Source organism: Streptacidiphilus sp. EB129 (assembly GCF_041262645.1).
GTDB lineage: Bacteria > Actinomycetota > Actinomycetes > Streptomycetales > Streptomycetaceae > Streptacidiphilus.
Genome location: NZ_JBGCCS010000015.1, coordinates 82,279 through 106,407, shown reverse-complemented (window position 1 = coordinate 106,407; position 24,129 = coordinate 82,279). Strand labels below are relative to the sequence as shown.

At 72.2% G+C, this 24,129-nt stretch carries 23 protein-coding genes; 15 read left to right on the top strand and 8 right to left on the bottom strand.

Annotated features, from left to right (window positions below; genetic code table 11):
* Nucleotides 1-55 precede the first annotated feature (55 nt).
* The gene (locus ABH925_RS19865) at nt 56-307 is read right to left on the bottom strand and encodes a hypothetical protein (RefSeq protein WP_370149687.1); all 252 of its coding nucleotides are present in this window, start codon (nt 305-307) and stop codon (nt 56-58) included.
* A gap of 256 nt (nt 308-563) precedes the next feature.
* Between ABH925_RS19865 and ABH925_RS19860 the strand changes: the two genes are divergently transcribed.
* A complete protein-coding gene (locus ABH925_RS19860; RefSeq protein WP_370149686.1) occupies nt 564-1,556 on the top strand; it encodes a helix-turn-helix domain-containing protein in 993 nt (330 codons plus the stop codon).
* A 61-nt stretch (nt 1,557-1,617) separates the two neighbouring features.
* On the opposite strand, the gene ABH925_RS19855 is transcribed toward ABH925_RS19860, so the two are convergent.
* Nucleotides 1,618-2,388: a MerR family transcriptional regulator gene (locus ABH925_RS19855; RefSeq protein WP_370149684.1), complete on the bottom strand. Its 771-nt coding sequence runs from the start codon at nt 2,386-2,388 to the stop codon at nt 1,618-1,620.
* 78 nt (nt 2,389-2,466) lie between these two features.
* A complete protein-coding gene (locus tag ABH925_RS19850) occupies nt 2,467-3,126 on the bottom strand; it encodes an ATP-binding protein (RefSeq protein ID WP_370149683.1) in 660 nt (219 codons plus the stop codon).
* 235 nt (nt 3,127-3,361) lie between these two features.
* On the opposite strand from ABH925_RS19850, the gene ABH925_RS19845 reads away from it, so the two are divergent.
* From ABH925_RS19845 to pheA, 8 genes are all read left to right on the top strand, one after another.
* Nucleotides 3,362-4,279, top strand: a complete 918-nt coding sequence (locus ABH925_RS19845) for a hypothetical protein (RefSeq protein WP_370149682.1) — start codon at nt 3,362-3,364, stop codon at nt 4,277-4,279.
* A gap of 92 nt (nt 4,280-4,371) precedes the next feature.
* Entirely contained in the window at nt 4,372-5,121 is a 750-nt protein-coding gene (locus ABH925_RS19840) for a YcnI family protein (protein ID WP_370149679.1), read from the top strand.
* 123 nt (nt 5,122-5,244) lie between these two features.
* Nucleotides 5,245-5,913 (top strand): SCO family protein, encoded by a 669-nt coding sequence (locus ABH925_RS19835; RefSeq protein ID WP_370149677.1) that lies wholly within the window; start codon nt 5,245-5,247, stop codon nt 5,911-5,913.
* Complete coding sequence (locus tag ABH925_RS19830; protein ID WP_370149676.1) at nt 5,910-6,392, top strand: copper chaperone PCu(A)C; 483 nt, start codon at nt 5,910-5,912, stop codon at nt 6,390-6,392. The genes ABH925_RS19835 and ABH925_RS19830 overlap by 4 nt, the downstream gene beginning before the upstream one ends.
* Nucleotides 6,393-6,400: 8 nt before the next feature.
* A complete protein-coding gene (locus ABH925_RS19825; RefSeq protein ID WP_370149674.1) occupies nt 6,401-8,578 on the top strand; it encodes a copper resistance protein CopC in 2,178 nt (725 codons plus the stop codon).
* A 4-nt stretch (nt 8,579-8,582) separates the two neighbouring features.
* Complete coding sequence (gene efeB, locus ABH925_RS19820; protein WP_370149672.1) at nt 8,583-9,821, top strand: iron uptake transporter deferrochelatase/peroxidase subunit; 1,239 nt, start codon at nt 8,583-8,585, stop codon at nt 9,819-9,821.
* Nucleotides 9,822-10,352: 531 nt separating this feature from the next.
* A complete protein-coding gene (locus ABH925_RS19815; protein WP_370149671.1) occupies nt 10,353-10,586 on the top strand; it encodes a hypothetical protein in 234 nt (77 codons plus the stop codon).
* 170 nt (nt 10,587-10,756) lie between these two features.
* Nucleotides 10,757-11,689: a prephenate dehydratase gene (pheA, locus tag ABH925_RS19810; RefSeq protein WP_370149669.1), complete on the top strand. Its 933-nt coding sequence runs from the start codon at nt 10,757-10,759 to the stop codon at nt 11,687-11,689.
* Nucleotides 11,690-12,168: 479 nt separating this feature from the next.
* Here pheA and ABH925_RS19805 read toward each other — a convergent pair whose 3' ends face one another.
* A complete protein-coding gene (locus tag ABH925_RS19805) occupies nt 12,169-13,044 on the bottom strand; it encodes a polysaccharide deacetylase family protein (RefSeq protein ID WP_370149667.1) in 876 nt (291 codons plus the stop codon).
* Nucleotides 13,045-13,224: 180 nt separating this feature from the next.
* Here ABH925_RS19805 and serS point away from each other — a divergent pair, with 180 nt between their 5' ends.
* The 6 genes from serS to ABH925_RS19775 all read left to right on the top strand — a co-directional run bounded on the left by serS (nt 13,225) and on the right by ABH925_RS19775 (nt 20,386).
* Complete coding sequence (gene serS / locus ABH925_RS19800; RefSeq protein ID WP_370149666.1) at nt 13,225-14,502, top strand: serine--tRNA ligase; 1,278 nt, start codon at nt 13,225-13,227, stop codon at nt 14,500-14,502.
* Nucleotides 14,499-15,323, top strand: a complete 825-nt coding sequence (locus tag ABH925_RS19795) for an HAD family hydrolase (protein ID WP_370149665.1) — start codon at nt 14,499-14,501, stop codon at nt 15,321-15,323. Before serS ends, ABH925_RS19795 begins: the two co-directional genes overlap by 4 nt.
* A 43-nt stretch (nt 15,324-15,366) precedes the next feature.
* A complete protein-coding gene (locus tag ABH925_RS19790) occupies nt 15,367-16,194 on the top strand; it encodes an SDR family oxidoreductase (RefSeq protein WP_370149663.1) in 828 nt (275 codons plus the stop codon).
* A gap of 105 nt (nt 16,195-16,299) precedes the next feature.
* Nucleotides 16,300-18,270 carry a serine/threonine-protein kinase gene (locus ABH925_RS19785; protein WP_370149661.1) on the top strand — a complete coding sequence of 657 codons (1,971 nt, stop codon included), beginning with the start codon at nt 16,300-16,302 and terminating at the stop codon, nt 18,268-18,270.
* A 104-nt stretch (nt 18,271-18,374) separates the two neighbouring features.
* Complete coding sequence (locus ABH925_RS19780) at nt 18,375-19,094, top strand: FadR/GntR family transcriptional regulator (RefSeq protein ID WP_370149660.1); 720 nt, start codon at nt 18,375-18,377, stop codon at nt 19,092-19,094.
* Between the two features lie 38 nt (nt 19,095-19,132).
* Complete coding sequence (locus ABH925_RS19775) at nt 19,133-20,386, top strand: CynX/NimT family MFS transporter (protein WP_370149658.1); 1,254 nt, start codon at nt 19,133-19,135, stop codon at nt 20,384-20,386.
* Nucleotides 20,387-20,501: 115 nt separating this feature from the next.
* Here the strand turns inward: ABH925_RS19775 and ABH925_RS19770 are convergent, their stop codons facing one another.
* Genes ABH925_RS19770 through ABH925_RS19755 form a run of 4 tightly spaced genes read right to left on the bottom strand, consistent with a single transcriptional unit; the run spans nt 20,502 to nt 24,119 of the window.
* Nucleotides 20,502-21,218 (bottom strand): ABC transporter permease, encoded by a 717-nt coding sequence (locus ABH925_RS19770; RefSeq protein ID WP_370149656.1) that lies wholly within the window; start codon nt 21,216-21,218, stop codon nt 20,502-20,504.
* 43 nt (nt 21,219-21,261) lie between these two features.
* Nucleotides 21,262-22,182 (bottom strand): ABC transporter ATP-binding protein, encoded by a 921-nt coding sequence (locus ABH925_RS19765; RefSeq protein ID WP_370149655.1) that lies wholly within the window; start codon nt 22,180-22,182, stop codon nt 21,262-21,264.
* A 10-nt stretch (nt 22,183-22,192) separates the two neighbouring features.
* Nucleotides 22,193-23,122: an ABC transporter permease gene (locus ABH925_RS19760; RefSeq protein WP_370149654.1), complete on the bottom strand. Its 930-nt coding sequence runs from the start codon at nt 23,120-23,122 to the stop codon at nt 22,193-22,195.
* The gene (locus tag ABH925_RS19755) at nt 23,115-24,119 is read right to left on the bottom strand and encodes an ABC transporter ATP-binding protein (protein ID WP_370149652.1); all 1,005 of its coding nucleotides are present in this window, start codon (nt 24,117-24,119) and stop codon (nt 23,115-23,117) included. The genes ABH925_RS19760 and ABH925_RS19755 overlap by 8 nt, the downstream gene beginning before the upstream one ends.
* Between the last annotated feature and the right edge of the window lie 10 nt (nt 24,120-24,129).

Here is a 24,129-nt window from a genome sequence, read left to right as displayed (position 1 = left end):
GGTCGGTTGGCTGAGGCGGCACAGTCATTCGCTCACCCGTGCGGCGGGCATCGCTTCACTGGGGCAGGTACCCGAGCCGGGACGCCATCGTGGCGAGGACCTGCGGGGCGTCACCGGCCGGATCGATTTCGGTGCCGCCGGCCTGGATCTGAACCAAGGTGATCACATTTCCCGAGCGGACGAAGAGCTCCTGGGCGTCGGAGCCGATATCGGGGCCCGCGCCCGGCTGGCCGTCCGGGGTGCGCAGCTCGGTGCGGTAGGCGAAGCCCGAGGCGCTGGTGGCGGTGCGGGTGACCGTCCACCTCAACGGTTTGCCGGTGTTCTCGTCCTTGCCGAGACAGCGGCGGCGACGGTGCCGACGGCGGTGAGGTTCTTCGCAATCCGGGATGAAAGGTATGCGCGCATGACGGAGTCCCCCAGGGGTGCATGTGTCAGTGGTTGGTGAAGGCGGCCGTGTTTGCCGGCCCTCAACTCCATAGGACGTGCATCCCCCGCAGAGGTTGCAGGTGGTTTCGGAGTTTTTCTGGACTGGTGGGAAGAGCGGTGCTCGTTAGGATTCGGCCATGCTGACCATCGCCCCGCGCCGCCCCGACGCGCACACCGTCGCCGTGCTCGCCTTCGACGGCATGGCGCCGTTCGAACTGGGCGTGGTGGTGGAGGTGTTCGGGCTGCACCGGCCCGAGGTCGGCGACATCCCCTGGTACGAGCTGCGGGTCTGTGCCGAGGATCCCGGCCGCGACCTGCGGGTCGTCGGCGGGTTCAGCCTCCGGGCCGAGCACGGGCTGGACGTGCTGTCGGCCGCCGACACCGTGATCGTCCCCGGGGTGGCGGACGTGCACGGCGCGGTGTCACCCGCGCTGGTCTCCGCGCTGCGGACGGCGCACGCGCGCGGGGCGCGTCTGGTCTCCATCTGCTCGGGCGCGTTCGCGCTCGCCGCGACCGGCCTGCTGGACGGGCAGCGGGCCACGACGCACTGGCGCTACGCGGACCTGCTGACGGAGCGTCACCCGGCGGTCCGGGTCGACCCCGAGGTGCTGTACGTCGACAACGGCGGGGTGCTGACCAGCGCGGGCAGCGCGGCCGGCATCGATCTGTGCCTCTACCTGGTCCGCGCCGACCACGGCGCCACCGTCGCCAACACGGTCGCCCGCCGCTTCGTCGTGCCGCCCCACCGCGAGGGCGGGCAGGCGCAGTTCATCGAGGCGGCGGTACGGCCGGTGGACGGGGAGGACGACGGCGTGGCCCGCAGCATGGCCTGGGCGCTGGACCGGCTGGCCGGCCCGCTGACCGTGCCGGCGCTGGCCCGGGCGGCACGCATGTCGGAACGCTCCTACCTGCGGCACTTCACCCGCCGCAACGGGACCAGCCCGATGCGCTGGGTCATCGCCCAGCGCATCGCGGCCAGCCTGCCGCTGCTGGAGGCCGGGGACGGGACGGTCGAGCAGGTCTCCACCGCGGTGGGCTTCGACAGTCCCGCCACCTACCGGCACCACTTCACCCGCGCCATGCGGACCACCCCGACCGCGTACCGGCGGGCCTTCGCCCGCGCGGCCTGACCGCGGCGCGCACCGATGCGGACCGGACCCGCAGCGCCGCGCGCCCCCGGTCGGCCGGTGGCTACCGGCCCGCCGCCCGCTCGCCGCGGTCGGCGTTGGCGATGACCGCGTCGTGGAACCAGGCGGCCCCGCCCTCGACGGTCTGCTCGTAGGTCTCCTGGAAGCGCGGGTCGGCGAGGTACATCTCGGCCAGACCGCGCTGCATGGCGTACGTGCAGTCGTAGAAGTTGCGTACGACAAGCTGCCGGTGGTCCTCGGCGACGGCCATGCCCTCGTCGCTGTCGGGGGCGACCCCGCCCCGCACCGCCTCGGCGATGCGCAGCATGATGGCGTCGCCCTCGGCCTTGATCCGGATCCAGTCCTCCTTGCCGAGCTTCGCCGCCTTCGCCTGCGACTGCTTCCAGGCGTCCGTCTCGCCCCAGCGCTGCTCCGACTCGGCCTCGTACTCCAGGTAGCCCTCGCCGAAGATCTCGAACTTCTCCTCGGGGGTCAGCTCGATGCCCATCTGTTGTGCCTCCAGTGCTTCCTCCACGGCCGCGGCCATCTGCTGGAGCCGGGCGATCCTCCCGGTGAGCAGCCGGTGCTGGCGGCGCAGGTGCTCGGAGGGGGTCACCTCCCGGTCGTCCAGGACGGACGCGATCTCTTCGAGGGAGAACCCGAGCTCGCGGTAGAACAGGATCTGCCGCAGCCGGTCCAGGTCGGCGTCGTCGTAGCGCCGGTACCCCGCGGGTGTACGGCCGCCCGGCGACAGCAGCCCGACCTCGTCGTAGTGGTGCAGCGTGCGCACGGTGACCTTGGCGAAGCCGGCCACCTGGCCCACCGAGTAGCTCATCGGGTCCTCCTCTCCCTGTCGTGATCCAGCCTGGATCCTCACGTCGCGTGAGGGTCAAGCCGGAACAGGGAGTCCCGCTCAGGAGGCGTGCAGCAAAGGCCGGTCCCGGTAGGTGAGCATCTTGTCGAAGGAGACCACGGCGCCGCTGCGCGGATTGTTCCGGAACTGGACGTGGTCCATCAGCGCCCTGATCAGGAAGAGGCCGCGGCCGTGCTCGGCGTAGAGGTCGGGAAGCACGGTGCCGGCCTCGGCGGACAGCCCGGACGGGGTACCGAGCGCGGTCCGCGCCGGGGTGGTGCAGCGGGCCGTCAGGGGTGCGCGGAGCCGGACCCGGCTCCGCGGCCGGGGTCCGCGTGCCGCGCACGGCCGGATCCAGGTGCGGGTGTCGCCCACCTCGGGGAGGTGCCCCGGTACGGGGGACGCGTTGCCCGGCTCGGCGGAGAAGCCGGGGCCGGTGTCGGTGATCTCGACCCGCAGACAGCCGCCCTCGATGGTCGCGGTGACCTGGAATCCGCCGTCCGGCGCGGCCACGCCGCCGCAGACCGCGTGCTCGACGGCGTTGGCGCAGGCCTCGGTCAGGGCCACGCCGACCTGGTGCGAGACCTCGGGGTCGACACCGGCCGAGGCCATGGTCCCCAGCAGGATCCGCCGTGCCAGCGGCACGCTGGCCGGTTCGCGCCGCAGGTGCAGGGACCACCAGATGTCCACGGCGGGTTCCTCCTGGCTGCGGCTCCACATACCAGTACCTATAACCGAGCGTCAGCCGAATCAACCACGTCGGCGGCAACCGATCACCCCTACGGCCGAATCAGTGGAGCGGAAGCGGCGGAACACGACCCCCGAGGGGCGCGCGACCGGCGCCGACGGCCGGGTCGGCACCAGGCTTCCGCGCCGCCCCGCGCTCCCCCGTCCGGACGAGCCCGGGCCCCCTCGGACGGTCCGCCTTGACCACGATGAGAGACTGTCCGGCGACATGCCCGTACTCCCAGCCTCCGTGTGCTCAGACGCCCCGGCCACCACGCCGGGACGCGCCGCCGCACTGGACCTTCGCGTACTGAGGGCTCTGCCCTTCGCGACGGTCTGCGTCGTCGTGTCCGCGCTCGGACACTGCCTGGGCGGGGGCGGCTCGCTGCCGCCGCTCGCGCTCCTGACCGGCTGGCTGGCCGTCTGGGCCCTGGCCACGGCCCTGGCCGGACGGGAGCGGTCGCTGCCCGCCATCGCCGCCGGGCTGGCCGTCGGCCAGCTCGGACTGCACCTGCTGTTCCACCTGCTGGCCGGTTCGGGCATGGGCGCGATGGCGGGCATGACGGGCGGCACCGGCACGGCGGGCGCCGGCGGTGCGGCAGGCATGGGCGCGATGGCGGGCATGCCCGGCATGGCGGCCGGCACCGGCGGCAGCGCGCTGGACCAGCTCGCCGAGCGGCTGCTCTGCGGCCCGGACGGCTCCCCCGCGCTGCCGCTGCCACCGGGCACCAGCGCCGCCCAGATCGTCAGCCGGGCCGGGATCGACCCGCACCTGGTCCTCTCCACGGCCCCGCACCTGCCGTTCTGGACCCACGCCTCGCTGCTCGGCCTCACCCCGCTGATGCTGCTCTGCCACCTGGTCGCCGCCGTGGTCGCGGGCTGGTGGCTGCGCCGCGGCGAGGCCGCCGTCTGGCGGCTGCTGCGGCTGACCGCGCAGCTCACCGAGACCCTCGCGGAGACCTGGACGGCCCCGCTGCGCACCCTGCTGGCGCTGGCCGCGGCGCTGCTGCGCGGGCTGCTCGGCGCGTTGCTGCCGCCGGGAACGATCCGCCGCACCGGCCTCGCCGACGCGCCGCGCCGCCCCCGGGCCACACCGCTGCGCCACCAGGTGACCAGGCGCGGACCCCCGGCCGTGCTCACGGCCTGACCCCTGCCCCGGGTCCGCTCCCGGACGGGAGGACGGAGGACAGGCCGACGCGACGTCCTGCCCTGTCCCCTCCTCATCCGGAGAGTTCCTTCATGCGTACCTCGCTTCGTTCGCGCATCGGCGCGACCGCCGCTCTCGCCACCGCAGGTGTCCTGCTGGTCGCGGGTCCCGCCTCGGCGCACGTCACCGTGCAGCCTTCGACCGCCGCCAAGGGCGCGTCCGACCAGACCTTCTCGTTCCGGGTCCCCAACGAGAAGGACACCGCCTCCACCACCGAGGTGCAGGTCTACTTCCCCGCCGACCACCCGATCCCCTCGGTGCTGGCGGACTCGACGCCCGGCTGGAAGGCGGACATCACCACCACCAAGCTGAAGACCCCGATCCAGACGGACGACGGCGCCATCACCGACGCCGTCTCCGCGATCACCTGGACCGGCGGCAGCATCGCCCCCGGGCACTACCAGGACTTCACGGTGGACTTCGGCCAGCTGCCGAGCGACGCCGACGAGCTGGACTTCAAGGCCCTGCAGACCTACAGCGACGGCACCGTGGTGCGCTGGATCCAGACGGCCCAGGCCGGCCAGCCCGAGCCGGCGAACCCGGCTCCGGTCCTCAGGCTGACCGCGGCCGCGAACGGCGCCGGCAGTGACGGGACGCCCGCCAAGGGCGGCGCGACCGGCGCTGCGGCGGCCCCGGTGACGGCCTCCGGCAGCACGGCGTCATCCGGCGACGACAGCACCGCGCGGGTGCTCGGCGCGGCAGGCCTGGTCGTCGGCCTGCTCGGCGTCGGCTTCGGCTTCCTCGGCTGGCGCCGGGGCGGATCGGCCCGCAACAGCGAGTGACCGCCGGGGTGGGCACGGCCCCACGGCCGGGCCCACCCCCGTCCCGCCCCCGCCCCGCTGCCGGCCTGCCCGGCTGGCCCCTGCCCGATTGCGACCTCCGGTATGACGAACGGAACCACGACCATGACGCACCTCCCACGCCGCTCGCTCCTCCTCGGAGCCGCCGCGACCGCCACCGGCCTGCTGCTCTCCGCCTGCGGCAGCTCCGGCTCGGCGAACTCCACCGGCTCCACCGACTCCTCGGTGGTGCAGCCCTCGGTCCAGAACAACTCCCCCTACAAGGGCGTCTATCTGAACCGCACGTTCCCCAAGCCGGACGTCACCCTGACCGACACCACCGGCAAGCCCTACGAACTGGCCCAGCGCACGGCGGGGAAGGCCACCCTGCTGTACTTCGGCTACACCCGCTGCCCCGACGTCTGCCCGACCACCATGGGCGACATCGCGGTGGCGGTCTCCAAGCTGCCCAAAGCACAGCAACAGCAGCTCCAGGTGGTCTTCGTCACCACCGACCCGGCCCGGGACACCCCCGCCCAGCTGCGCACCTGGCTGGCTGCCTTCAACACCGACTTCGTCGGCCTGACCGGCGACATCACCACCATCATCGCCGCCGCCAAGTCGGTCGGCGTGGCGGTGGAAGCGCCGGTCCAGGGCCAGGAGCCGGTGCACGGGGCGCAGGTGCTGGCCTACCTCCCCTCCGACAACAAGGCCCATGTCCTCTACACCAGCGGCACCTCCTCGGCGGACTTCGCGCACGACCTGCCGCTGCTGATCAAGGGCGTGACCGGATGAGGCGGGCCGCGCTGGCCGGGGCGCTGGGCGCGGTGCTGCTCGGCGCCGCCGGGGTCGCCGGCTGCGGCGCCGGGCACGGCACGGCCGCCGGGGCGGCAGGCACCACGGCGCCGCCGCTCATCGCCGTCACCGGGGCCTACATACCCCTGCCCGCGTCCCCCGACATGGCCGCGGCGTACTTCGCCCTTGCCAACACCGGCGGCAGCGACGACGCGCTGGTCGGCGTGAGCAGCCCGAACGCGCAGAGCGCGGAGCTGAACGAGTCCACGGCCACCTCGATGGACGCGATCAGCGAGGTCGCCGTCCCGGCGCACGGCTCGGCGCTGCTGGCGCGCGGCGGGAAGCACATCATGCTGATGGGGCTGAAGCCCGCGCCCGCCGTCGGGCAGACCGTCGATCTGCGGCTGACCTTCCGGAAGTCGGGGACGATCACCGTCCACGCCACCGTCGAACCGCTGACCTACCAGCCACCGAGGTGACGTCCACCATGCCGATCGCACGTACCCCGATCGCACGTAGTTCCATGGCCCGAGCGCCGATCATCCGCGCGCCGCGGCGCCGGCCGCTCGCCGTGCTCGGGCTGATGCTGGCCACCCTGCTCGGGCTGATGCTCATGGGGGCCGGCACCGCTTCCGCGCACGCCGCGCTGCTGTCCACCGATCCCGCCCAGGGCTCGGTGGTGCAGAGCACGCCGACGCAGGTCACCCTGCGTTTCGGCGAACAGGTGACGCTGGAGTCCGACGCGATCCGGGTGTTCGACCCCAGCGGCCGGCGGGTGGACACCGGTTCGGCCGGGCACGCCGGTGCGGACGACGCCACCGCGCGGGTCCAGCTCACGGCCGGCCTGGCCCAGGGCACCTACACGGTGGCGTGGCGGGCGATCTCGGCCGACACCCACCCGGTCTCCGGCGCCTTCACCTTCTCCTACGGACACGCCTCCAGCGTCACCGCGGTGGCCGGGGAGCAGGCGACCAGGGGCGACACCCTGGTCGACACCCTCTACGGGACCGCACGCAGCGTGCAGTACGGCGCGTACGCGCTGCTGGTGGGGTCGGTCGCGCTGGTGCTGCTCTGCTGGCCCGGCGGGATGCGGCTGCGCTCGGTGCAGCGGCTGATGCTGGGCGGCTGGGCCGGGCTCCTGCTCGCGACGGTGGCGCAGCTGCTGCTGCGCGGTCCGTACGAGTCGGCGTCGGGGCTGGGCCGGGCGTTCGACCTGACGGCGGTTCAGCAGTCCCTGGGTGAACGGCTGGGGACGCTGCTGGTGGTGCGGATCCTGCTGCTGGCCGCGTTCGGGGTGTTTCTGTCCCTGCTCGCCGGACAGTCGGGCGGCAGCGCGGACGGCGAAGACGGCGCAGAGCAGGCGGGCAGTGCCGAGCACGCGGGCGAGGAGAGCACTGCTCTCGATGTGGAGCAGGTCAATAGTGGCGAGCGCTCGGGCCAGGAGAGCGCTGCTCTCGGTGTGGAGCACCGGCTGCGAGTCACCCTCGGCGTGGTGGGAGCGGTGCTCGCCATCGCCATCGCCGCGACCTGGGCGCTGGCCGACCACGCCTCGGTGGGCATCCAGGTCGGCCTGGCCGTCCCGCTGGACATCGTGCACATCCTCGGCATGGCCTGCTGGCTCGGCGGATTGACCACCGTCCTGACCGGGCTGCGCCGACCGGTCGCGGCGGGCGGCATCGGCGTCGCCGCAGTCGAACGCTTCTCGACGGTCGCGCTCTGCTCGGTCACCGCACTGGTCTGCACCGGCGTCTACCAGGCCTGGCGCGGCCTCGGCTCCTGGGGCGCACTGACCTCGACCACCTACGGCCGACTGCTGCTGGTGAAGGTCGGGGCGGTGGTGGTGATGCTGGCCGCCGCCTGGATCTCCCGCCGCTGGACCGCCCTGCTCCGCACCGACCCGGCCCCGACGGCCGAGGCCGGAGCGGGAGCCACGGCCGGAGCGGGAGCCACGGCTGGAGCGACGGCCGCGGTCACGGGTGATGCGGAGGCCGCCCTCGACTCCGGAGCGCGACCGGCAGCCGGAACGGAGCCCGAGCCCGTACCCGGGACGACGCCCGAGGCAGGAAGCACGGACCCGGTCCGCCTCGCGCAGCTCGCGCGCCAGAGCGCGGCCCGGCGCGCGGTGGCGGAGCAGCGCGTCCGTGAGGCCAGCCCGGCGCGCGGCATGCTGCTGCGCTCGGTCCTGCTGGAGGTGGTCTTCGCCGTGGTGGTCCTGGTGGTCACCACCCTGCTCACCAACGCGCCGCCCGGACGGGCCGTCACCGCGCAGGCGCAGAGCCGGGCGCAGGCACAGGGCCAGAGCCCCGCCCCCGCGTCCGGTCCGGTCGACCTCACCCTCCCCTACGACACCGGCGGCCCCGGCGACAACGCCAAGGGCAAGGTCACCGTCGACATCGACCCGGCCACGTCCGGCCCGAACCAGGTGCACGTCTACGTCTACGACAGCAGCGGCAAGCCGGTGGACGTGCCCGAGCTCGACCTCGCCCTCACCCTTCCGGCCAAGAGCCTGGGCCCACTCCCGGTGACCCTGGACAAGGTGGACGTGGGCCACTGGGCCGCGTCCGGCCTGCAGCTGCCGATGGCGGGCAGCTGGCAGCTGTCGGTGAGTGTGCGCTCCGACGCGATCGACGAGACCACGGTGAACGCACCGATGCAGGTGGGCTGAACATATGTCGAACGATCAGAACCTGTCCCGGCGACGGCTGCTGGCCTCCGCCGGAGCGGCCGGACTGGCCGTCGGCGGAGCCGCCGGGTACGGAGCCGACGCACTCCGGTCCCCGAAGGCCCCGGGGCTTTCCGCGCCACCCGCCCTCGGCTCGGCCGCCGTCCCCTTCCACGGTGTCCACCAGGCCGGAATCGTCCAGCCGATGCAGGCCCGGATGCACGCCACGGCCTTCGACCTGACCCCGGGCACCGCGCGTCCCGGTCTGGCCGCGCTGCTGCGCCGCTGGTCGGGCGCGGCCGCCGCGATGGCCGAGGGGCGCGTCCCGCCCGGCGGCACCGACACCGGCGTGGCGCTGGACGCCGGTCCCAGCTCACTGACCGTCACCGTCGGCTTCGGCGCCTCCGTCTTCGCCAAGGCCGGTCTGGCCGACCGGCTCCCGGCCGCGCTGGCACCGCTGCCGGCGTTCCCCGAGGACGCCCTGGACCGCGGCCGCAGCGACGGCGACCTCTGGGTGCAGGTCTGCGCCGACGACGCCCTGGTCGCGTTCCACGCGACCCGCGCCCTGCAGCGGCTGGCCTCGGGCGCGGCCACCGTCCGCTGGCAGATGACCGGCTTCTCCCGCTCACCGGGCGCGACCGCGACGCCGCACACCGGGCGCAACCTGATGGGCCAGATCGACGGCACCAACAACCCCCGGCCGACCGACTCCACCTTCGACGCCCGGGTGTTCGTCCCGGCCCAGGGCGATCCCGCCTGGATGGCCGGCGGCAGCTACGCGGTGTTCCGTCGGATCCGGATGCTGCTCGACCCCTGGGAACTCCAGACGACGGACAGCCAGGAACGCACCATCGGCCGCCGCAAGGACACCGGCGCGCCGCTCTCGGGCGGCACCGAGACCACGCCCGCCGCGCTCGACCGGCAGAACCCCGACGGCTCGCTGGCCATCCCCGGCGACGCCCACATCCGGGTCGCCGCCCCGGCCTCCAACCAGGGCGCGGCCATGCTCCGGCGTGGCTACTCCTACGCCGACGGCCTGCGCCCGGACGGCGCTCCGGACGCCGGGCTGCTCTTCGTCGCGTTCCAGGCCGACCCGCTGACCGGCTTCGTCCCGGTCCAGCGCAAGCTCGCCCGGGGCGACGCGCTGTCCCGCTTCATCGTCCACGAGTCGAGCGGCCTGTACGCGGTACCGGGGGGCACAACGGACGCCGGCGGATATGTCGGGCAGGCGCTGCTGGAGAGCTGAGACCCCCTGGTGACGGGTGATTCGCGTACCGCTAGACTCAGCGCACACACAGACGTCACACGAATCACTCAGCGGAGTCGCAGCGCCCCAGCGCTCCTCCGCCACCAGGGAGCCCGCGCATGCCGCGCGGTAGCCAGCCCACGCTGGGCCCCGGCGGCACGTTCACCGTGCACAGTGGGGTAATCAACCACGATCCGTGCCAGGGTGTCACCGCAGTGATCGTCAACATCACCGCCAGCGGGGGGATCGCGTCCAGCCACATCACGGCCCACCCCACCGGCACGGCCGTCCCCAACGCCTCCAACCTGAACAAACCAGTTGGGGAACGTCGCGGTCGCCGTCGACGTCCAGGGGTTCTACGCAACCGCGTACCCCCTCCCCGACCTGCAGGGCTTCGTCCCCATCATTCCCACCCGGGCGCTGGACACTCGGTCCGGTGTCGGCGCACCGAAGGCGCCGCTCGGAGCCCAAGCCTCGCTTCGGGTCAAGGTGACAGGGCTCGGGGGCGTCCCCGTGGGGGCGAGCGCAGTCATGGTGAACCTGACCGGCATCACCCCCACCGTCAACACCCGGCTCTACGCATACGGTTTCATCGGCGCCGGGATCAGCGGCTACCCCACCATCTCGTTGAGCCCGGGCCAGGTCCGACCCGTCCTGGCAGTCCTACCCGTCACCAGCGACGGATACATCACCGTCTTCAACGCCGCCGGCACCATCGACGTCCTCGCCGACATTCAGGGCTACTACTTCGACACCCGGATGTAGCAGCCTCCGTCCGCAGCCCGCCGCCCGATACCCCAGGGCGACGGGCTGCGGTCGTTTCCGGCGGCGGGGGACCACGCAGTGAGACCGGGCCGCTCCGGGGGGCGGTTGTGGCTAACGTTGCAATCGTCCGTATGCATCTGCCCGGAACCGTCTGGCTTGGGGGCCGCCCAATGTCCGCCACCCGCTACACCTACCTCGGCCCCGAGGGGACCTTCACCGAGGCCGCGCTGCGCACACTCCCGGAGGCGGCGACGCGGGAGCTGGTGCCGTCCGTCTCGGTCGCGGCGGCGCTTGACGCGGTGCGCAGCGGGGAGGCGGCGGCGGCACTGGTGCCCATCGAGAACTCGGTGGAGGGCGGGGTGACCGCCACGCTGGACGAGCTGGCCACCGGCACCCCGCTGATGATCTACCGCGAGGTGCTGCTGCCGATCGCCTTCGCCCTGCTGGTCCGGCCCGGCACGGCGCTGAAGGACGTGAAGACGGTCACCGGGCATCCGGTGGCACAGCCGCAGGTGCGGCGCTGGCTGGGGGCCAACCTGCCGGACGCGGTCTGGGAGTCGGCGGCGTCCAACGCGGACGGGGCGCGGCTGGTGCAGGAGGGCCGGTTCGACGGGGCGTTCGCGGGGGAGTTCGCCGCCCCGCTGTACGGGCTGGAGCCGCTGGTCACCGACATCCACGACGCGTCCAGCGCCACCACCCGCTTCGTCCTGGTCGGTCGCCCCGGGCGGACGGCGGCGCCGACCGGCGCGGACAAGACCTCGTCCGTGTTCTGGCTGGCGGACGACCACCCCGGTGCACTGCTGGAGCTGCTGCAGGAGTGGGCGGTGCGCGGGGTGAACCTGATGCGCATCGAGTCCCGGCCCACCGGCGAGGGCCTGGGCCAGTACTGCTTCTCGGTGGACGCCGAGGGCCACATCACCGACCGCCGGGTCAGCGAGGCGCTGATGGGGCTGCACCGGATCTGCCCGAAGGTGCGTTTCCTCGGTTCCTACCCGCGTGCGGACCGGGTCGCGCCGACGGTGCGTCCGGGGACCTCCGACGACGAGTTCCACCGGGCCTCCGACTGGCTGTCCCGCTGCCTGGACGGTCGCGGCGAGGGCTGACCCCCGGCACGTGATCGACTGCGATCGTTTTGGATCACCTGTCGCGGGCTCCGGGGTGCCCGCCTGAGAGCATGCTGTGAGGGTTTTCCCCAGCCAAGGTGGGCTGTGAGTCCCGGCAAGTTATCCACAGGCTGGGGATGAATCGACAAATCCTCTTCTCGCGGTCCACCGGAAGCTCAATCGGCAAAACGGACATTTGGCAGAAGAAGCCGCTTGTTTGCCTGTAGTCACCCAACAGGCCATCCAAAATCACGCAAACGTGTAGAGAGCGGAGGTTTGGCGCCGGGATCCGCCGCTCCGGATCAAGGTCCGGGAATCCACAGGCCGGCCGGCGGCACTGTGGACAAAGCCATGAATCCCCAGGTCGCATCGAGATATCCACAGACCCGCCATGGTTATCCCCAGGCGCCGGCCATAATCCATTTGCCCGATTTGCGATCAGACTGCGGCAGAAGACAGCCAAATCCAGCGAAGACTGATCATTTGGCGGGGAAGTCGAAAGAGTACCCCTGCTGCACCAGTTGCGGCAGCAGTTGCTGCAGTGCGGCCACGGTCTGGCTGCGGTCACCACCGCCGTCGTGCATCAGGATGATGGCGCCGGGACGCACGTTCTTGCGGATGTTGGCGAGGATCGCGGGGACCCCGGGGCGCTTCCAGTCATCGGAATCCGACGTCCAGGCCAGCGGGCGGAGCCCGTTCAGTGCCGATATGTGCCGGTTCAGCGGCGAGAAGTCGCCTCCCGGCGCACGGAACCAGCTCACCTCGGTGCCGCTGCCGCCGGCCGTCAGGATCATCTGCTTGGCGTCGGCGATCTCATGGGTCTGCCGGTCCGCGCCCCACTTGCTCATCGCCTCGTTGTGCGAGACCGAGTGGTCGCACAGCTGGTCCCCGGCGGCGCGGATGGCCTGCACCATGGCGGGGTTCGCGGTGGCGTTCGGGCCGATCTCGCAGAAGGTCGCGTGGGCGTGGTACTGCGCCAGCACCGCCAGGATCTTCGGCGTCCACTGCGCGCTGGGACCGTCGTCGAAGGTCAGCGCCACGGACTTGTCGTGGGTGCCGGTGGTGTACTCCAGCACGCTGCTGACCGTCTCGGTGCCGCCGGGCGGGACGTTGTCGCCCGAGGTGCTCTTCGGGGTCGGGTCGCCGGACGGGTCGGAGCCGGACGAGGATCCCGGCGAGGTCCCCGGGCCGGGTGCGGAGGAGGAACCGGCCCCGGAGCCGGCCCCCGACGACTGCCGCCCCGCAGCGGTCGTCGCGGCACCGCCGCAGCCCGTCGCCGTGAGCGTGACCAGTGCCGCAACAGCCGCCGCCACCAGCGCCGTTCGCCTGCTGCGGGCTATTCGGGCCATGCCCATGGGAGCTCCCCCTGTCGTGTGCCTGTCCGTTCTGTGGTCACACCCTATGCAGCCGGAGATCCCTCTCATGCCGCTCTTACGTCTCTGACGAGAAAGCGGGACAAACGCGTGACAAAGGACTCCGGGACCCGGGATCAATCCCGGAGCAGGTGAGAGGCCGCGACCGGTAGGCTCGTCCCTGTGATTGACCTTCGCCTGCTCCGTGAGGACCCCGACCGAGTACGCGCCTCGCAGCGCGCCCGTGGAGAGGACGTCGACCTCGTCGACGCCCTCCTGAGTGCCGACGAGCGGCGCCGGTCGTCCGGGTCCCGCTTCGACGAGCTCCGCAACGAGCAGAAGCAGATCGGCCTGCAGATCCGCTCCGCGCAGGGCGACGAGAAGGCCGAGCTGCTGAAGCGCGCCTCCGGCCTCGCCGCCGAGGTCAAGGCCGCGAGCGCCGAGCAGGCCGAGGCCGACGAGGAGGCGAAGCAGCTGCTGGGCCGCCTCGCCAACCTGCTGCACCCCGACGTCCCGGTCGGCGGCGAGGAGGACTTCGTCACCCTGGAGGAGGTCGGCACCCCGCGCGACTTCGCCGCAGAGGGCTTCGAGCCGCGCGACCACGTCGAGTTGGGCCGGATCCTGGGCGCCATCGACATCGAGCGCGCCGCCAAGGTGTCCGGCTCGCGGTTCTACTACCTCACCGGCGTCGGCGCGCTGCTGGAGCTGGCCCTGGTCAACATGGCCATCGCCCAGGCCGTCGAGGCCGGCTTCACCCCGATGCTGACCCCGGCGCTGGTCAAGCCGCGCGCCATGGAGGGCACCGGCTTCCTCGGCCAGGCCGCGGAGAACGTCTTCCGGCTGGAGGAGGACGACTTCTACCTGGTCGGCACGTCCGAGGTGCCGCTCGCGGCGTACCACATGGACGAGATCATCGACGCGGACCGGCTGCCGCTGCGCTACGCCGGCTTCTCGCCCTGCTTCCGCCGCGAGGCCGGCACCTACGGCAAGGACACCCGCGGCATCATCCGGGTGCACCAGTTCGACAAGGTCGAGATGTTCGTCTTCACCGCGCCGGAGGACGCCGAGGCCGAGCACCAGCGGCTGCTGGAGTGGGAGAAGCAGTTCCTCGACAAGTTGGGCCTCGCCTACCGGGTGATCGAGGTGGCCTCGGGCGACCTCGGCGCGTCCGCGTACCGCAAGTTCGACATCGAGGCCTGGATCCCCACCCAGGGCAAGTACCGCGAGCTGACGTCGACCTCCAACTGCACCGAGTACCAGTCCCGCCGACTGGACGTCAGGATGCGCGGCGAGCACGGCAACCGCCCGCTGGCCACCCTGAACGGGACGCTGTGCGCGGTGCCGCGGACCATCGTCGCGATCCTGGAGACGCACCAGCAGGCGGACGGGTCCGTGGTCGTCCCCGAGGCGCTGCGCCCGTACCTGGGCGGCCGCTCGGTGCTGGAGCCGGTCGGGAAGTGATCCCCTCCGCCGATCGAGCCTCCCGCCCGTTCGACCTGGTCGCCACCGACCTCGACGGCACGCTGCTGCGCTCCGACCACACCGTGTCGGAGCGCACCCGGCGGGCGCTGGCGTCGGCGACGGCCGCCGGGGCGGTCCACATCGTGGTGACCGGCCGGTCCGCGTCCTGGACCAAGCCGACCCTGGACGCGATCGGCTACACCGGGCTGGCCATATGCAGCCAGGGCGGACAGCTGTACGACGCGGGGGCGCACCGGCTGCTCACCTCGATCACCCTGGACCGGATGCTGGCGCAGCTGGCGCTGAGCAAGATCGAGGCGGAGACCGGCCGGCTGTACCTGGGCGCGGCCCGGGACGGGCTGGACGGAGAGGTCCTGGTCGCCCCCGGCTACACGCTGCCGGGGGAGGTCGAGACCCGACGGGTCGAGGACCGGTCCGAGCTCTGGGCCGAGCCGGTCACCCGGCTGTTCCTGCGGCACCCGACGCTCGGCGACGACGAGCTCGCGGAGACCGCGCGGGCGATCGCCGGTCAGCTGGTGGACGTGGTGATGGCGGGACCGGGCTTCGTCGAGGTGCTTCCGCTGGGCCTGTCCAAGGCGACCGGGCTGGCCCTGGCCGCGGCCAGGCTGGGCCTGAAGAAGGACCGGGCGGTGGCCTTCGGCGACATGCCGAACGACCTGACCATGTTCGGCTGGGCCGGGCACTCCGTCGCGATGGCCAACGCCCATCCCTCGCTGCTCGCGGTGGCCGACGAGATCACCCTCGACCATAACGAGGACGGCGTGGCCGTGGTCCTGGAGCGGCTCTTCCCGCAGGCGTGAACACCCGAGGCACCGGTCCCGCCGCCGGGTTACGCTGCGCCGCATGAGCACTGGCAGCAGCAACGACATCGGCGGCGGCACCGGTTTGGGTGACGACCGCGCCGGCGACGACGACGCGGCGGGGGCGCAGCGGGTCGCGCTGGTCACCGGGGCGGGGTCCGGGATCGGCCGGGCGACGGCACTGGCGCTGGCCGAGGCCGGCTGGGCGCTGGTGCTCGCCGGGCGGCGGCGGGAGCCGCTGCTGGAGACGGCCGCGGCGGCGGCCGGGCTCGGGACCGCACTGGTGGTGCCGACCGACGTGACCCGGCCCGGCTCGGTCGACGCGCTGTTCGCCGCCGTCCGCGAGCGGTACGGCCGACTGGACCTGCTGTTCAACAACGCCGGGGTGGCGGCGCTGTCCGCACCGCCGGAGCAGCTGGCCTACGAGCAGTGGCGCACGGTCGTCGACACCAACCTCACCGGCGCGTTCCTGTGCGCCCAGGGCGCGTACCGGCTGATGATGGAGCAGGACCCGCAGGGCGGCCGCATCATCAACAACGGCTCGGTGTCCGCGCAGACTCCCCGCCCCAACAGCGTCGCCTACACCGCGACCAAGCACGCCATCACCGGACTGACCAGGTCGTTGGCGCTGGACGGGCGCCGGCACGGCATCGCCTGCGGCCAGATCGACATCGGCAACGCGGCCACCGAGCTGACCGAGCGGATGCGGACCGGGAGCCTGCAGGCCGACGGCCGGATCGCGGTCGAGCCGACGATGGACGTCGCGGACGTCGCACGCACCGTGGTGCACATGGCGTCGCTGCCGCTGTCGGCGAACATCCCCTTCGTCACGGTCATGGCGACGGCCATGCCGCTCCTCGGCCGGGGGTAGCCGAGCGATCGTCGCGGCGGTGCCGACCGGAGGACGCCGCCACCGGTGCCCGGCGTCGGCCGCGGGCCGCGGGGTGCGGGGCACGGGGTGCGGGGATTCGCGCGAATGTCGCGCAATCACCGCCGGGTGGTGGTCTGCTGGACGATGATGGGATCCTGGCACCACCGCCCGCTGTCGCCCGCAGGACCGGAGCGAGAGGTCTCGCCGATGACCACGCACTCGTCCGGAGACGGCCCCGACCGCATCCTCGTCGGCCGCTACCTGATCGGCGAACGTCTGGGCCGGGGCGGCATGGGCATCGTCTGGCGGGCCCACGACCAGGTGCTCGACCGCGAGGTCGCGGTGAAGGAGCTCAACGTCGGCGGCCTCCCGGACGAGGAGCTGTCCACCCTGCACTCCCGGATGAAGCAGGAGGCCCAGGCGGCGGCGCGGATCGACCATCCCGGTGTGATCACCATCCACGACGTCGTGGAACAGGACGGCCGGCCGTGGATCGTGATGGAGCTGATCGACGGCCGCTCCCTCGCCGAGATCATCACGGCCGAGGGCACGCTGCTCCCGCGCGACGCGGCCCGGGTGGGGGTGCAGGTGCTGTCCGCGCTCAGACAGGGCCATCTCCTGGGCGTGCTGCACCGGGACGTCAAACCGGCCAATGTGCTGATCGACCGGCGTGGGCGGGTGGTGCTCACCGACTTCGGCATCGCCATGTTCGAGGGCAGCGGCGGACTCACCAGGACCGGGGAGATCGTCGGCTCACCGGACTACCTGGCCCCCGAACGGGTCACCGGGCACCGGCCGGGCCCGGAGTCGGACCTGTGGGCTCTGGGCGCGACGCTCTACGCCGCCGTCGAAGGTCAGTCCCCCTTCATGCGCAGCTCCACCATCGGCACGCTGCAGGCGGTGATCACCGATCCGCTGCCCGAGCCGCGCAACGCCGGGCCGCTGTTCCCGGTCATCGAGGCCCTGCTGCGCAAGGACCCGGCGGAGCGCGCCACGGCCGACGAGGCCCTGCCGATGCTGGAGGAGGTGGCGCAGGGCCGTACCCCGCCCACACCGACCGTCTTCTCCCCCGCGGCCGGAACCTCCCCCGTTCCTGGAGCCTCGCCGGCGTCCGGGGCCTCCCCGGTGGCCGGAGCGGCTGCGGCCGGAGCGGCCGGGTTCGGGGCCGGGGCGGCCGGTGCCGGGGCCGGGGCGGCCGGGGCCGGTCCTGCGGGAGCCGCACCCGGGGGCGACCGGTCCAGCGCTGCCACCCAGTCGACACCGCCCACGCCACTGCCGCCTTCGGCGCTGCCCCTCGCGACGCCGCCGCCCTCGGCACCGCCCCCACCCCCACCGTTTCCGCAGTCCCCGGGCACCCCGTACCACCCCGCGTACGGCTACGGCGCCGGCACCCCGCCGACCTGGTCGGCCCCGCCCGGCGGTGTACCGGTCGGCCCCGGCGGCCCCGGTGGGCCGGTGGGCCCGGTCGGGCCCGGAGCCCCGAACTACCCCAGCGGCCAGAACTACCAGGGCGGATCCGGCCGGCCCGGTGAACCCGGCGGCCCACCGCGAAGACACCGGCTCTGGCCGCTGCTCCTGGCCGCCGCTCTGGTCGCCGCACTCCTGGCCGGCGGCGTCACCCTGCTCGCCCAGCGGTCGACCTCGAACCACGCGGCGCAACCCCGCACCAGCAGCTCCGTCACCGCGCCGCCGACCACCGCGACATCGACCGCACCCACCCAGCCTCCGTCGACGGCGGCCGGCACCGCGCCCGCTCCGCCGGCTCCCAGCCCGACGCCGACCCCGCCCGCCGCGCCCGCCTCGGTCGTCACCGCGTACTACGACGCGATCAACGCCCACGACTACAGCACCGCCTGGAACCTGGGCGGGAAGAACCTGGGCGGCAGCTACTCCGACTTCGCGAACGGCTTCGCCGGTACCAGCTCGGACACGCTCACCATCGACGGCGTGAGCGGCGGCACCGTCGACGTCCATCTGCATGCCGTGCACACGGACGGCTCCACCGCCGACTACAGCGGCTCCTACTTCGTCCAGAACGGTGTGATCACCCAGGCCACGCTGCAGCAGACCGCCTGATCCGTCACATCGGCGCAGCGGCCGGCGGGGCGGGCGACATCAGCACTGGGGTAGTTGTAGGATGACTGGGCAAGAGGATGTCGGATCACCGGAGGGCGGACCCCATGGCCAACAATCTGCAGGCCGCCGGCCGCACCTCGCTGGTGGACTCCGCCATCGAGCAGTTGCGTGCCCAGCTGAGCAGCGGTGCCTGGCAGGTCGGCGACCGCATCCCCACCGAGCACGAGCTCGCCGAGCAGCTTCAGGTCGGGCGGAACACCGTCCGGGAGGCGGTGCGGGTACTGGTGCACTCCGGGATGCTGCAGTCACGGCAGGGCGAGGGCACCTTCGTCCGGTCCACTAGCGACCCGGCCTCGGTGCTGCACGGGGTGCAGCGTGCGGGCGTACGGGACGTGCTGGAGGTCCGCGCCGCGCTGGAGACCGAGGCCGCCCGGCTCGCCGCACTCCGGCACACCCCCGAGGACCTGGCCCGGATGCGGGCCGCGCTCGACGCCGAGGCACAGATCCTGCAGCGGCAGGACGCGGACGGCGGGCCGGAACGCGCCGGGCGCGAGGCCAGTGTCGAGCACGACCTGGAGTTCCACACCGCGATGGTCGAGTCCGCGCACAACCCGGCCCTCACCGAGGTCTACCGCTACTTCAGCGCCTCCGTGCGCGAGGCGATGCGGGCCTCCTCCGTCGACCAGGACATGCCCGAGGTCGACCTCGACACGCACCGCGCCCTGGTCGACGCCGTCGCCTCGGGTGACCCCGAGGCTGCCGAGGCCGCCTGTCGACTGCTGCTGGCCGAGCCGATGGCCGCCGCCGACCAGCTGCCCCGATGACCGCAATCCACCAGGTACAACCCGAGATGAGCCCGCGCATGTCCCGCACCACCGTCGACGCCCCGGCCCGGTACACCAGCGACGCCCCCGCGCCCTCCCGGCTGGCCCGGATCGCCGTTCACCCGGCGACCGCGCTGGTCGGCATCCTGCTGGTCTCGCTGAACATGCGCGCCGCGCTGTCCGCCGTGTCCCCGCTGCTCACCGACATCAGCGGGACGTACGGGCTGTCCGCCACGGCCGGCGGCCTGCTCACCACCCTGCCGGTGCTGCTGATGGGCATGACCGCGCCGTTCGTCCCGAAGCTGGTCCGCAGGTACGGCCCCGAGCGGGTGGTGCTCGGCGCGCTGGGTCTGCTCGCGGCCGGGGTCGGGCTGCGCGTGGTCAGCGGCGGCTGGGCGCTGTTCGCCGGCAGCGTGGTGATCGGCGCGGCCATCGCGCTGCTCAACGTCACCATGCCGGGGCTGGTGAAGCGGGACTTCCCGGACCGGGCGGCGACCATGACCGGCGTCTACTCCACCTCGATGATCGTCGGCGCGACCCTGGCCGCGGCGCTCTCCGTCCCCATGGAGCACGCCTTCGGCGGCTGGCAGGGCTCGCTGGCGTCGTGGTCGGTGCTGGCAGTCGGCGCGGCCGTGGTGTGGCTGCCGCAGGTGCGGCGCCCGGTCACCGGCGCGCCGCTGGCCGCCGAGGCGGCGGCCGCGTCCGGTGCGAAGCTGCAGGGCCTCTGGCGGCACCCGCTGGCCTGGCAACTGGCGGTCTACATGGGCATGATGTCGCTGCTCGCGTACACCCTGATCGCCTGGCTGCCGACGATCCTCACCGAGCAGGGCATGTCCCGGGGCACGGCCGGACTGATCTTCGCCTTCAGCAACCTGGTGCAGGTCGGCGGCGCCTTCCTGGTGCCGCTGGCGGCGGGGCGGATGAGCAGTCAGCGGAAGCTGGTGGCACTGATGGTGGGATGCTGCGCCGCCGGGATCCTCGGCCTGCTGATCGCCCCGGTGGGCGGCGCCTGGCTGTGGGCGGTACTGCTGGGGATCGCCCAGGGCGGCGGCTTCGGCCTCGCCATGGCCCTGATCGTGCTGCGCTCCGGCGGGGCGGCGGTGGCCTCGCAGCTCTCCGGGATGTCGCAGATGGTCGGCTACTTCATCGCCGCAGCGGGCCCGGTCGGCTTCGGTGCGCTGCACCAGCTCACCGGCGGATGGACGCTGCCGCTGGCCCTGCTGCTGGGATGCTGCGCCATCGCCCTCACCGCGGGGCTCGGTGCGGGCCGCGCACACACCCTGCGCGGCTAGCCATGCATATACCCAGGGGCGCGGGGAACTGCGCTGCCAGCCATCTACGATCTGCATGGTTGGCAGCGCCGTCAGTTAATGAAGCAGAGCCCCGCGCCCGTTAGGCCGTAAGTGGTTACTCTTCGCCCGCGAGGGTCAGGCGGGACAGCCGCACCGCGGCGAAGCCTGTGGCGGCCAGGGTGACCACGATCAGCAACGGAATCGCCGTAGGCAGGTGCACCGTGGAGCTGATCACGCCGGGATCGGCGATCCGCTTCGCCACCGACAGCGCCCACTGCTGCACGCTCAGCGTCTTGGCCCCGCTGACGAAGTTGCCGACCACGCTTTCCCACAGCAGCGAATACATCAGGCCGACCACCACCGCGTGCCGGGTGACGACCCCGAACAGCAGGAAGATCGAGCTGTAGGCGACCCCGGCGATCAGCGCGCCCACGCCGTAGGCCAGCGCGAGGTTCTCGAAGTTGCCGAAGAGGATCACCCCGGCGATGTATGTCGGGACCGCCGCGAAGACCACCGTGCAGCCGATGGCGACCAGCAGCTTGGTGACGATGATCTTCCAGCGCGGCAGCGGCTTCGCCAGCAGGTAGATGATCGAGCCGTCGTCGATCTCCGGGCCGATCGCCCCGGTGCCGGCGATCAGGCCGAGCAGCGGGACCAGGGTGCCCAGGGCGAGCGTGCCCAGGACGTTGACGGTGGTGGACTCGTCCTGGCCGACGGCCGCCCGGACGATGATCGACAGGACCAGCAGCAGCGCGGGCACCGCGAGCAGCAGCAGGCCGCGGCGGCGACCGAGCAGGCCGCGTACGGTCAGCCGGGCAACGGTGAGGTTCACTGACTCGACCTTTCTCGGTGGACGTGAATCCGATGAACGCCGGTCATGCCGAGGTCACCAGGTAGGAGAAGACGCTTTCCAGCGACTCGTCGGCGGGCGAGACGGTGAGCAGGCGGATGCCCGCCTCCTTGGCGACCCGCGGCACCAGTTCGGTGAAGCGGTAGAAGTCGATCGCCTGGATCCGCAGCGCGTTCTCGGTCCAGTCCAGCTCGATGCCGGACGTGGACGGGTCCGCGATCAGCGCGGCCGCGAGCGCCCGGTCGTCGCTGGAGCGGACCAGGTAGCGGTGCGGACGGTCCGTCATCAGCCGTCGGATCTTGCGGAAGTCGCCCGAGGCGGCGTGCCGTCCGGCGACGACGACCTCGATGTGCCGGGCCAGTTGCTCGACCTCCTCCAGGATGTGCGAGGAGAAGAGCACCGTGCGGCCGTCCGCGCCGAACCGGCGCAGCAGTTCCATCAGGTGCATCCGCTGGCGCGGGTCCATCCCGTTGAACGGCTCGTCCAGCAGCAGCACGGCCGGGTCGTGGACCAGCGCCGAGGCCATCTTGACGCGCTGCTTCATGCCCTTGGAGTACGTGGTGACCTTGCGGTCCTGGGCGTACTCCATCTCGACGGTCGCGAGCGCGCGCTGCGCGGCCGCGCCGGGGTCGGCCAGACCGTGCAGTTCGGCGTTGGCGAGCACGAACTCGTGCCCGGTCAGGAAGTCGTACATGGCCTCGCGCTCGGGTACAAGACCGATCTGGCGGTAGGCCTCCTGGTTCTTCCAGACCGGGACGCCGTCGATGGTGACGGAACCGGTGGAAGGCGGCAGGAAGCCGCTCATCATATGGATCAGGGTGGACTTGCCGGCCCCGTTGGGGCCGAGCAGACCGGTGACGCCTGGCTCGATCGTCATGCTGACGTCGTTGACGGCGACGACATTGCCGAACCAGCGGGAGACCCGGTCGATGCTGATGGTGGTCACGATGGGCCTCTCAGATCTTCCGGTAGCGACGGACCAGCAGTCCGTACGAGGCGAGGGCGAGCACGAGGATCTCGGCGATGAAGACATAGGCGCCGAACGTGCTGGGGACGCCGACGAAGCCCTGGTGCCGCAGGTTGAACATCCAGGTGACGGTGGAGTCCACCAGCCCGCCCGGGTTGATCAGCATGGCCCAGTGCGCGCCCGAGTGGTGGCCCTTGACCGTCAGGACGCCGTAGACGATGCCCGACACCGCTTCCGAGATCAGCAGCAGCCCGATGATCGCGGCCACACCGAACCCGCGGCGGGGCGTCAGCGAGGAGATGACCAGGCCGATTCCGGAGTAGACCAGGGCGTAGCAGGCGGCAGCCACCAGCCCGTACCCGAGGTGCTCCAGGTTGTAGCTGAAGCTCATCGACGCCAGCATCGAGCCGATCCACATGATCAGCATCGGCAGCGCGGTGAGGATGAACATCGCGCTGAACATCGCCGCGAACTTGGCCCGCACGTAGTCGCGCGAGGTCAGCGGGCGGGAGAAGTACAGCGGGAGGGTCATGAACCGCAGGTCCCGGGAGAGCGCGACGGGCGCCTGCGAGGCGATGAACACCGCGATCACGAACTGCAGGTTGGACAGGTAGCGCGGATACTCCAGCGGGAGCTGGCCCATCTTGGTGTAGACGGCCACCGCCACGATGATCACGGCGGGCACGCACATCACGGCCAGCATGCCCATCGGCAGGATCTTGGACTTGATGGAGCGTCCGAGACCGAAGCTGCCGCGCAGACCGAGCACGAACAGCGAGCGGGTCGCGTACGAGCGACCCAGCCGCGGGCCGTCGTAGTGGCGGTAGCCGATGTCGTGGATGACGTCCGCGCGGGGCGTCGCCGTGGGCTTGGCGTCGGCGGGCTTGATGTCGGCGGGCCTGATGTCGGCGTCAGACATGGGCGGGCGCCTCCTCGGTCGCGTCGGCGGCGGAGGCCGCGTCGTAGCTGAAGACCTCGGAGATGTGGTGGCGGCGCTGCTCCATCCGCACCAGGCCGAGGCCCAGGTCGGCGACGGCGTCCCGGATCAGGTCGTAGGTCTCGTCACCCTTGATCTCGACCAGCAGCACCCGGCTGCCGTCGGCGGTGACACTGAGCCCCGCCGCGGTCAGCCGGTCACGCATGGCGGCGTCCGCGTCGAAGGACGGGTCCGACTGACGGTCGGTGACCTCGACCGCGAGCGACTGGGTCGCCTGGGTGAACTCGGCCGTGGAGGAGGACCGCAGCAGCTTGCCCCCGTCGATGACCACCACGTGGTCGCAGGTCCGCTCCAGCTCGCCGAGCAGGTGCGAGGTGACCAGTACGGAGATGCCGAAGTCGCTGTGGACCCGCCGGATCAGGGCCAGCATGTCGTCGCGGCCGACCGGGTCCAGACCGTTGGTGGGCTCGTCCAGCAGCACCAGCTGCGGGTCGTGCACCAGCGCCTGGGCCAGCTTGACGCGCTGCTTCATACCGGTCGAGTAGCCGCCGATGGGGCGGTAGCGCTCCTCGTAGAGACCGACGTGGCGCAGCGTGTCGGCGGTGCGCTCGCGGGCCGCGGCGGCCGGCAGTCCGGACATCCGCGCCATGTGCACCACGAACTCGGTGGCGGAGACGTCCGGCGGCAGGCAGTCGTGTTCGGGCATGTAGCCGACCCGCTCGCGGATGGCGTCGCCCTCGGTGGCGACGTCCAGGCCGAGCACGCGGGCGGAGCCCTCGGTGGCCGGGGCGAGCCCCAGCAGAATCTTGATGAGTGTGGACTTACCAGCGCCGTTCGCTCCGACCAGGCCGACCACTCCGGGCTGCACGTCGACGGTGAGTCGATCCAGCGCGGTGACCCTCGGGAACCTCTTGGTGAGGTTGTCCGTGATGATGACAGACACGGTTTGACCGTATCCGCGGTGTGCCCTGGAACACATCAGGCTGGGG

Coding starts and splice junctions, on each gene's coding strand:
- ABH925_RS19805 (WP_370149667.1), bottom strand. CDS start 13,044: ATGGGCATGGCCCGAATAGCCCGCAGCAGGCGAACGGCGCTGGTGGCG.
- ABH925_RS19785 (WP_370149661.1), top strand. CDS start 16,300: ATGTCGCGCAATCACCGCCGGGTGGTGGTCTGCTGGACGATGATGGGA.
- ABH925_RS19755 (WP_370149652.1), bottom strand. CDS start 24,119: ATGTGTTCCAGGGCACACCGCGGATACGGTCAAACCGTGTCTGTCATC.
- ABH925_RS19845 (WP_370149682.1), top strand. CDS start 3,362: ATGCCCGTACTCCCAGCCTCCGTGTGCTCAGACGCCCCGGCCACCACG.
- ABH925_RS19840 (WP_370149679.1), top strand. CDS start 4,372: ATGCGTACCTCGCTTCGTTCGCGCATCGGCGCGACCGCCGCTCTCGCC.
- efeB (WP_370149672.1), top strand. CDS start 8,583: ATGTCGAACGATCAGAACCTGTCCCGGCGACGGCTGCTGGCCTCCGCC.
- ABH925_RS19775 (WP_370149658.1), top strand. CDS start 19,133: ATGTCCCGCACCACCGTCGACGCCCCGGCCCGGTACACCAGCGACGCC.
- ABH925_RS19760 (WP_370149654.1), bottom strand. CDS start 23,122: ATGTCTGACGCCGACATCAGGCCCGCCGACATCAAGCCCGCCGACGCC.
- ABH925_RS19835 (WP_370149677.1), top strand. CDS start 5,245: ATGACGCACCTCCCACGCCGCTCGCTCCTCCTCGGAGCCGCCGCGACC.
- ABH925_RS19825 (WP_370149674.1), top strand. CDS start 6,401: ATGCCGATCGCACGTACCCCGATCGCACGTAGTTCCATGGCCCGAGCG.
- ABH925_RS19815 (WP_370149671.1), top strand. CDS start 10,353: ATGGTGAACCTGACCGGCATCACCCCCACCGTCAACACCCGGCTCTAC.
- ABH925_RS19850 (WP_370149683.1), bottom strand. CDS start 3,126: ATGTGGAGCCGCAGCCAGGAGGAACCCGCCGTGGACATCTGGTGGTCC.
- ABH925_RS19830 (WP_370149676.1), top strand. CDS start 5,910: ATGAGGCGGGCCGCGCTGGCCGGGGCGCTGGGCGCGGTGCTGCTCGGC.
- ABH925_RS19790 (WP_370149663.1), top strand. CDS start 15,367: ATGAGCACTGGCAGCAGCAACGACATCGGCGGCGGCACCGGTTTGGGT.
- ABH925_RS19855 (WP_370149684.1), bottom strand. CDS start 2,388: ATGAGCTACTCGGTGGGCCAGGTGGCCGGCTTCGCCAAGGTCACCGTG.
- pheA (WP_370149669.1), top strand. CDS start 10,757: ATGTCCGCCACCCGCTACACCTACCTCGGCCCCGAGGGGACCTTCACC.
- ABH925_RS19860 (WP_370149686.1), top strand. CDS start 564: ATGCTGACCATCGCCCCGCGCCGCCCCGACGCGCACACCGTCGCCGTG.
- ABH925_RS19780 (WP_370149660.1), top strand. CDS start 18,375: ATGGCCAACAATCTGCAGGCCGCCGGCCGCACCTCGCTGGTGGACTCC.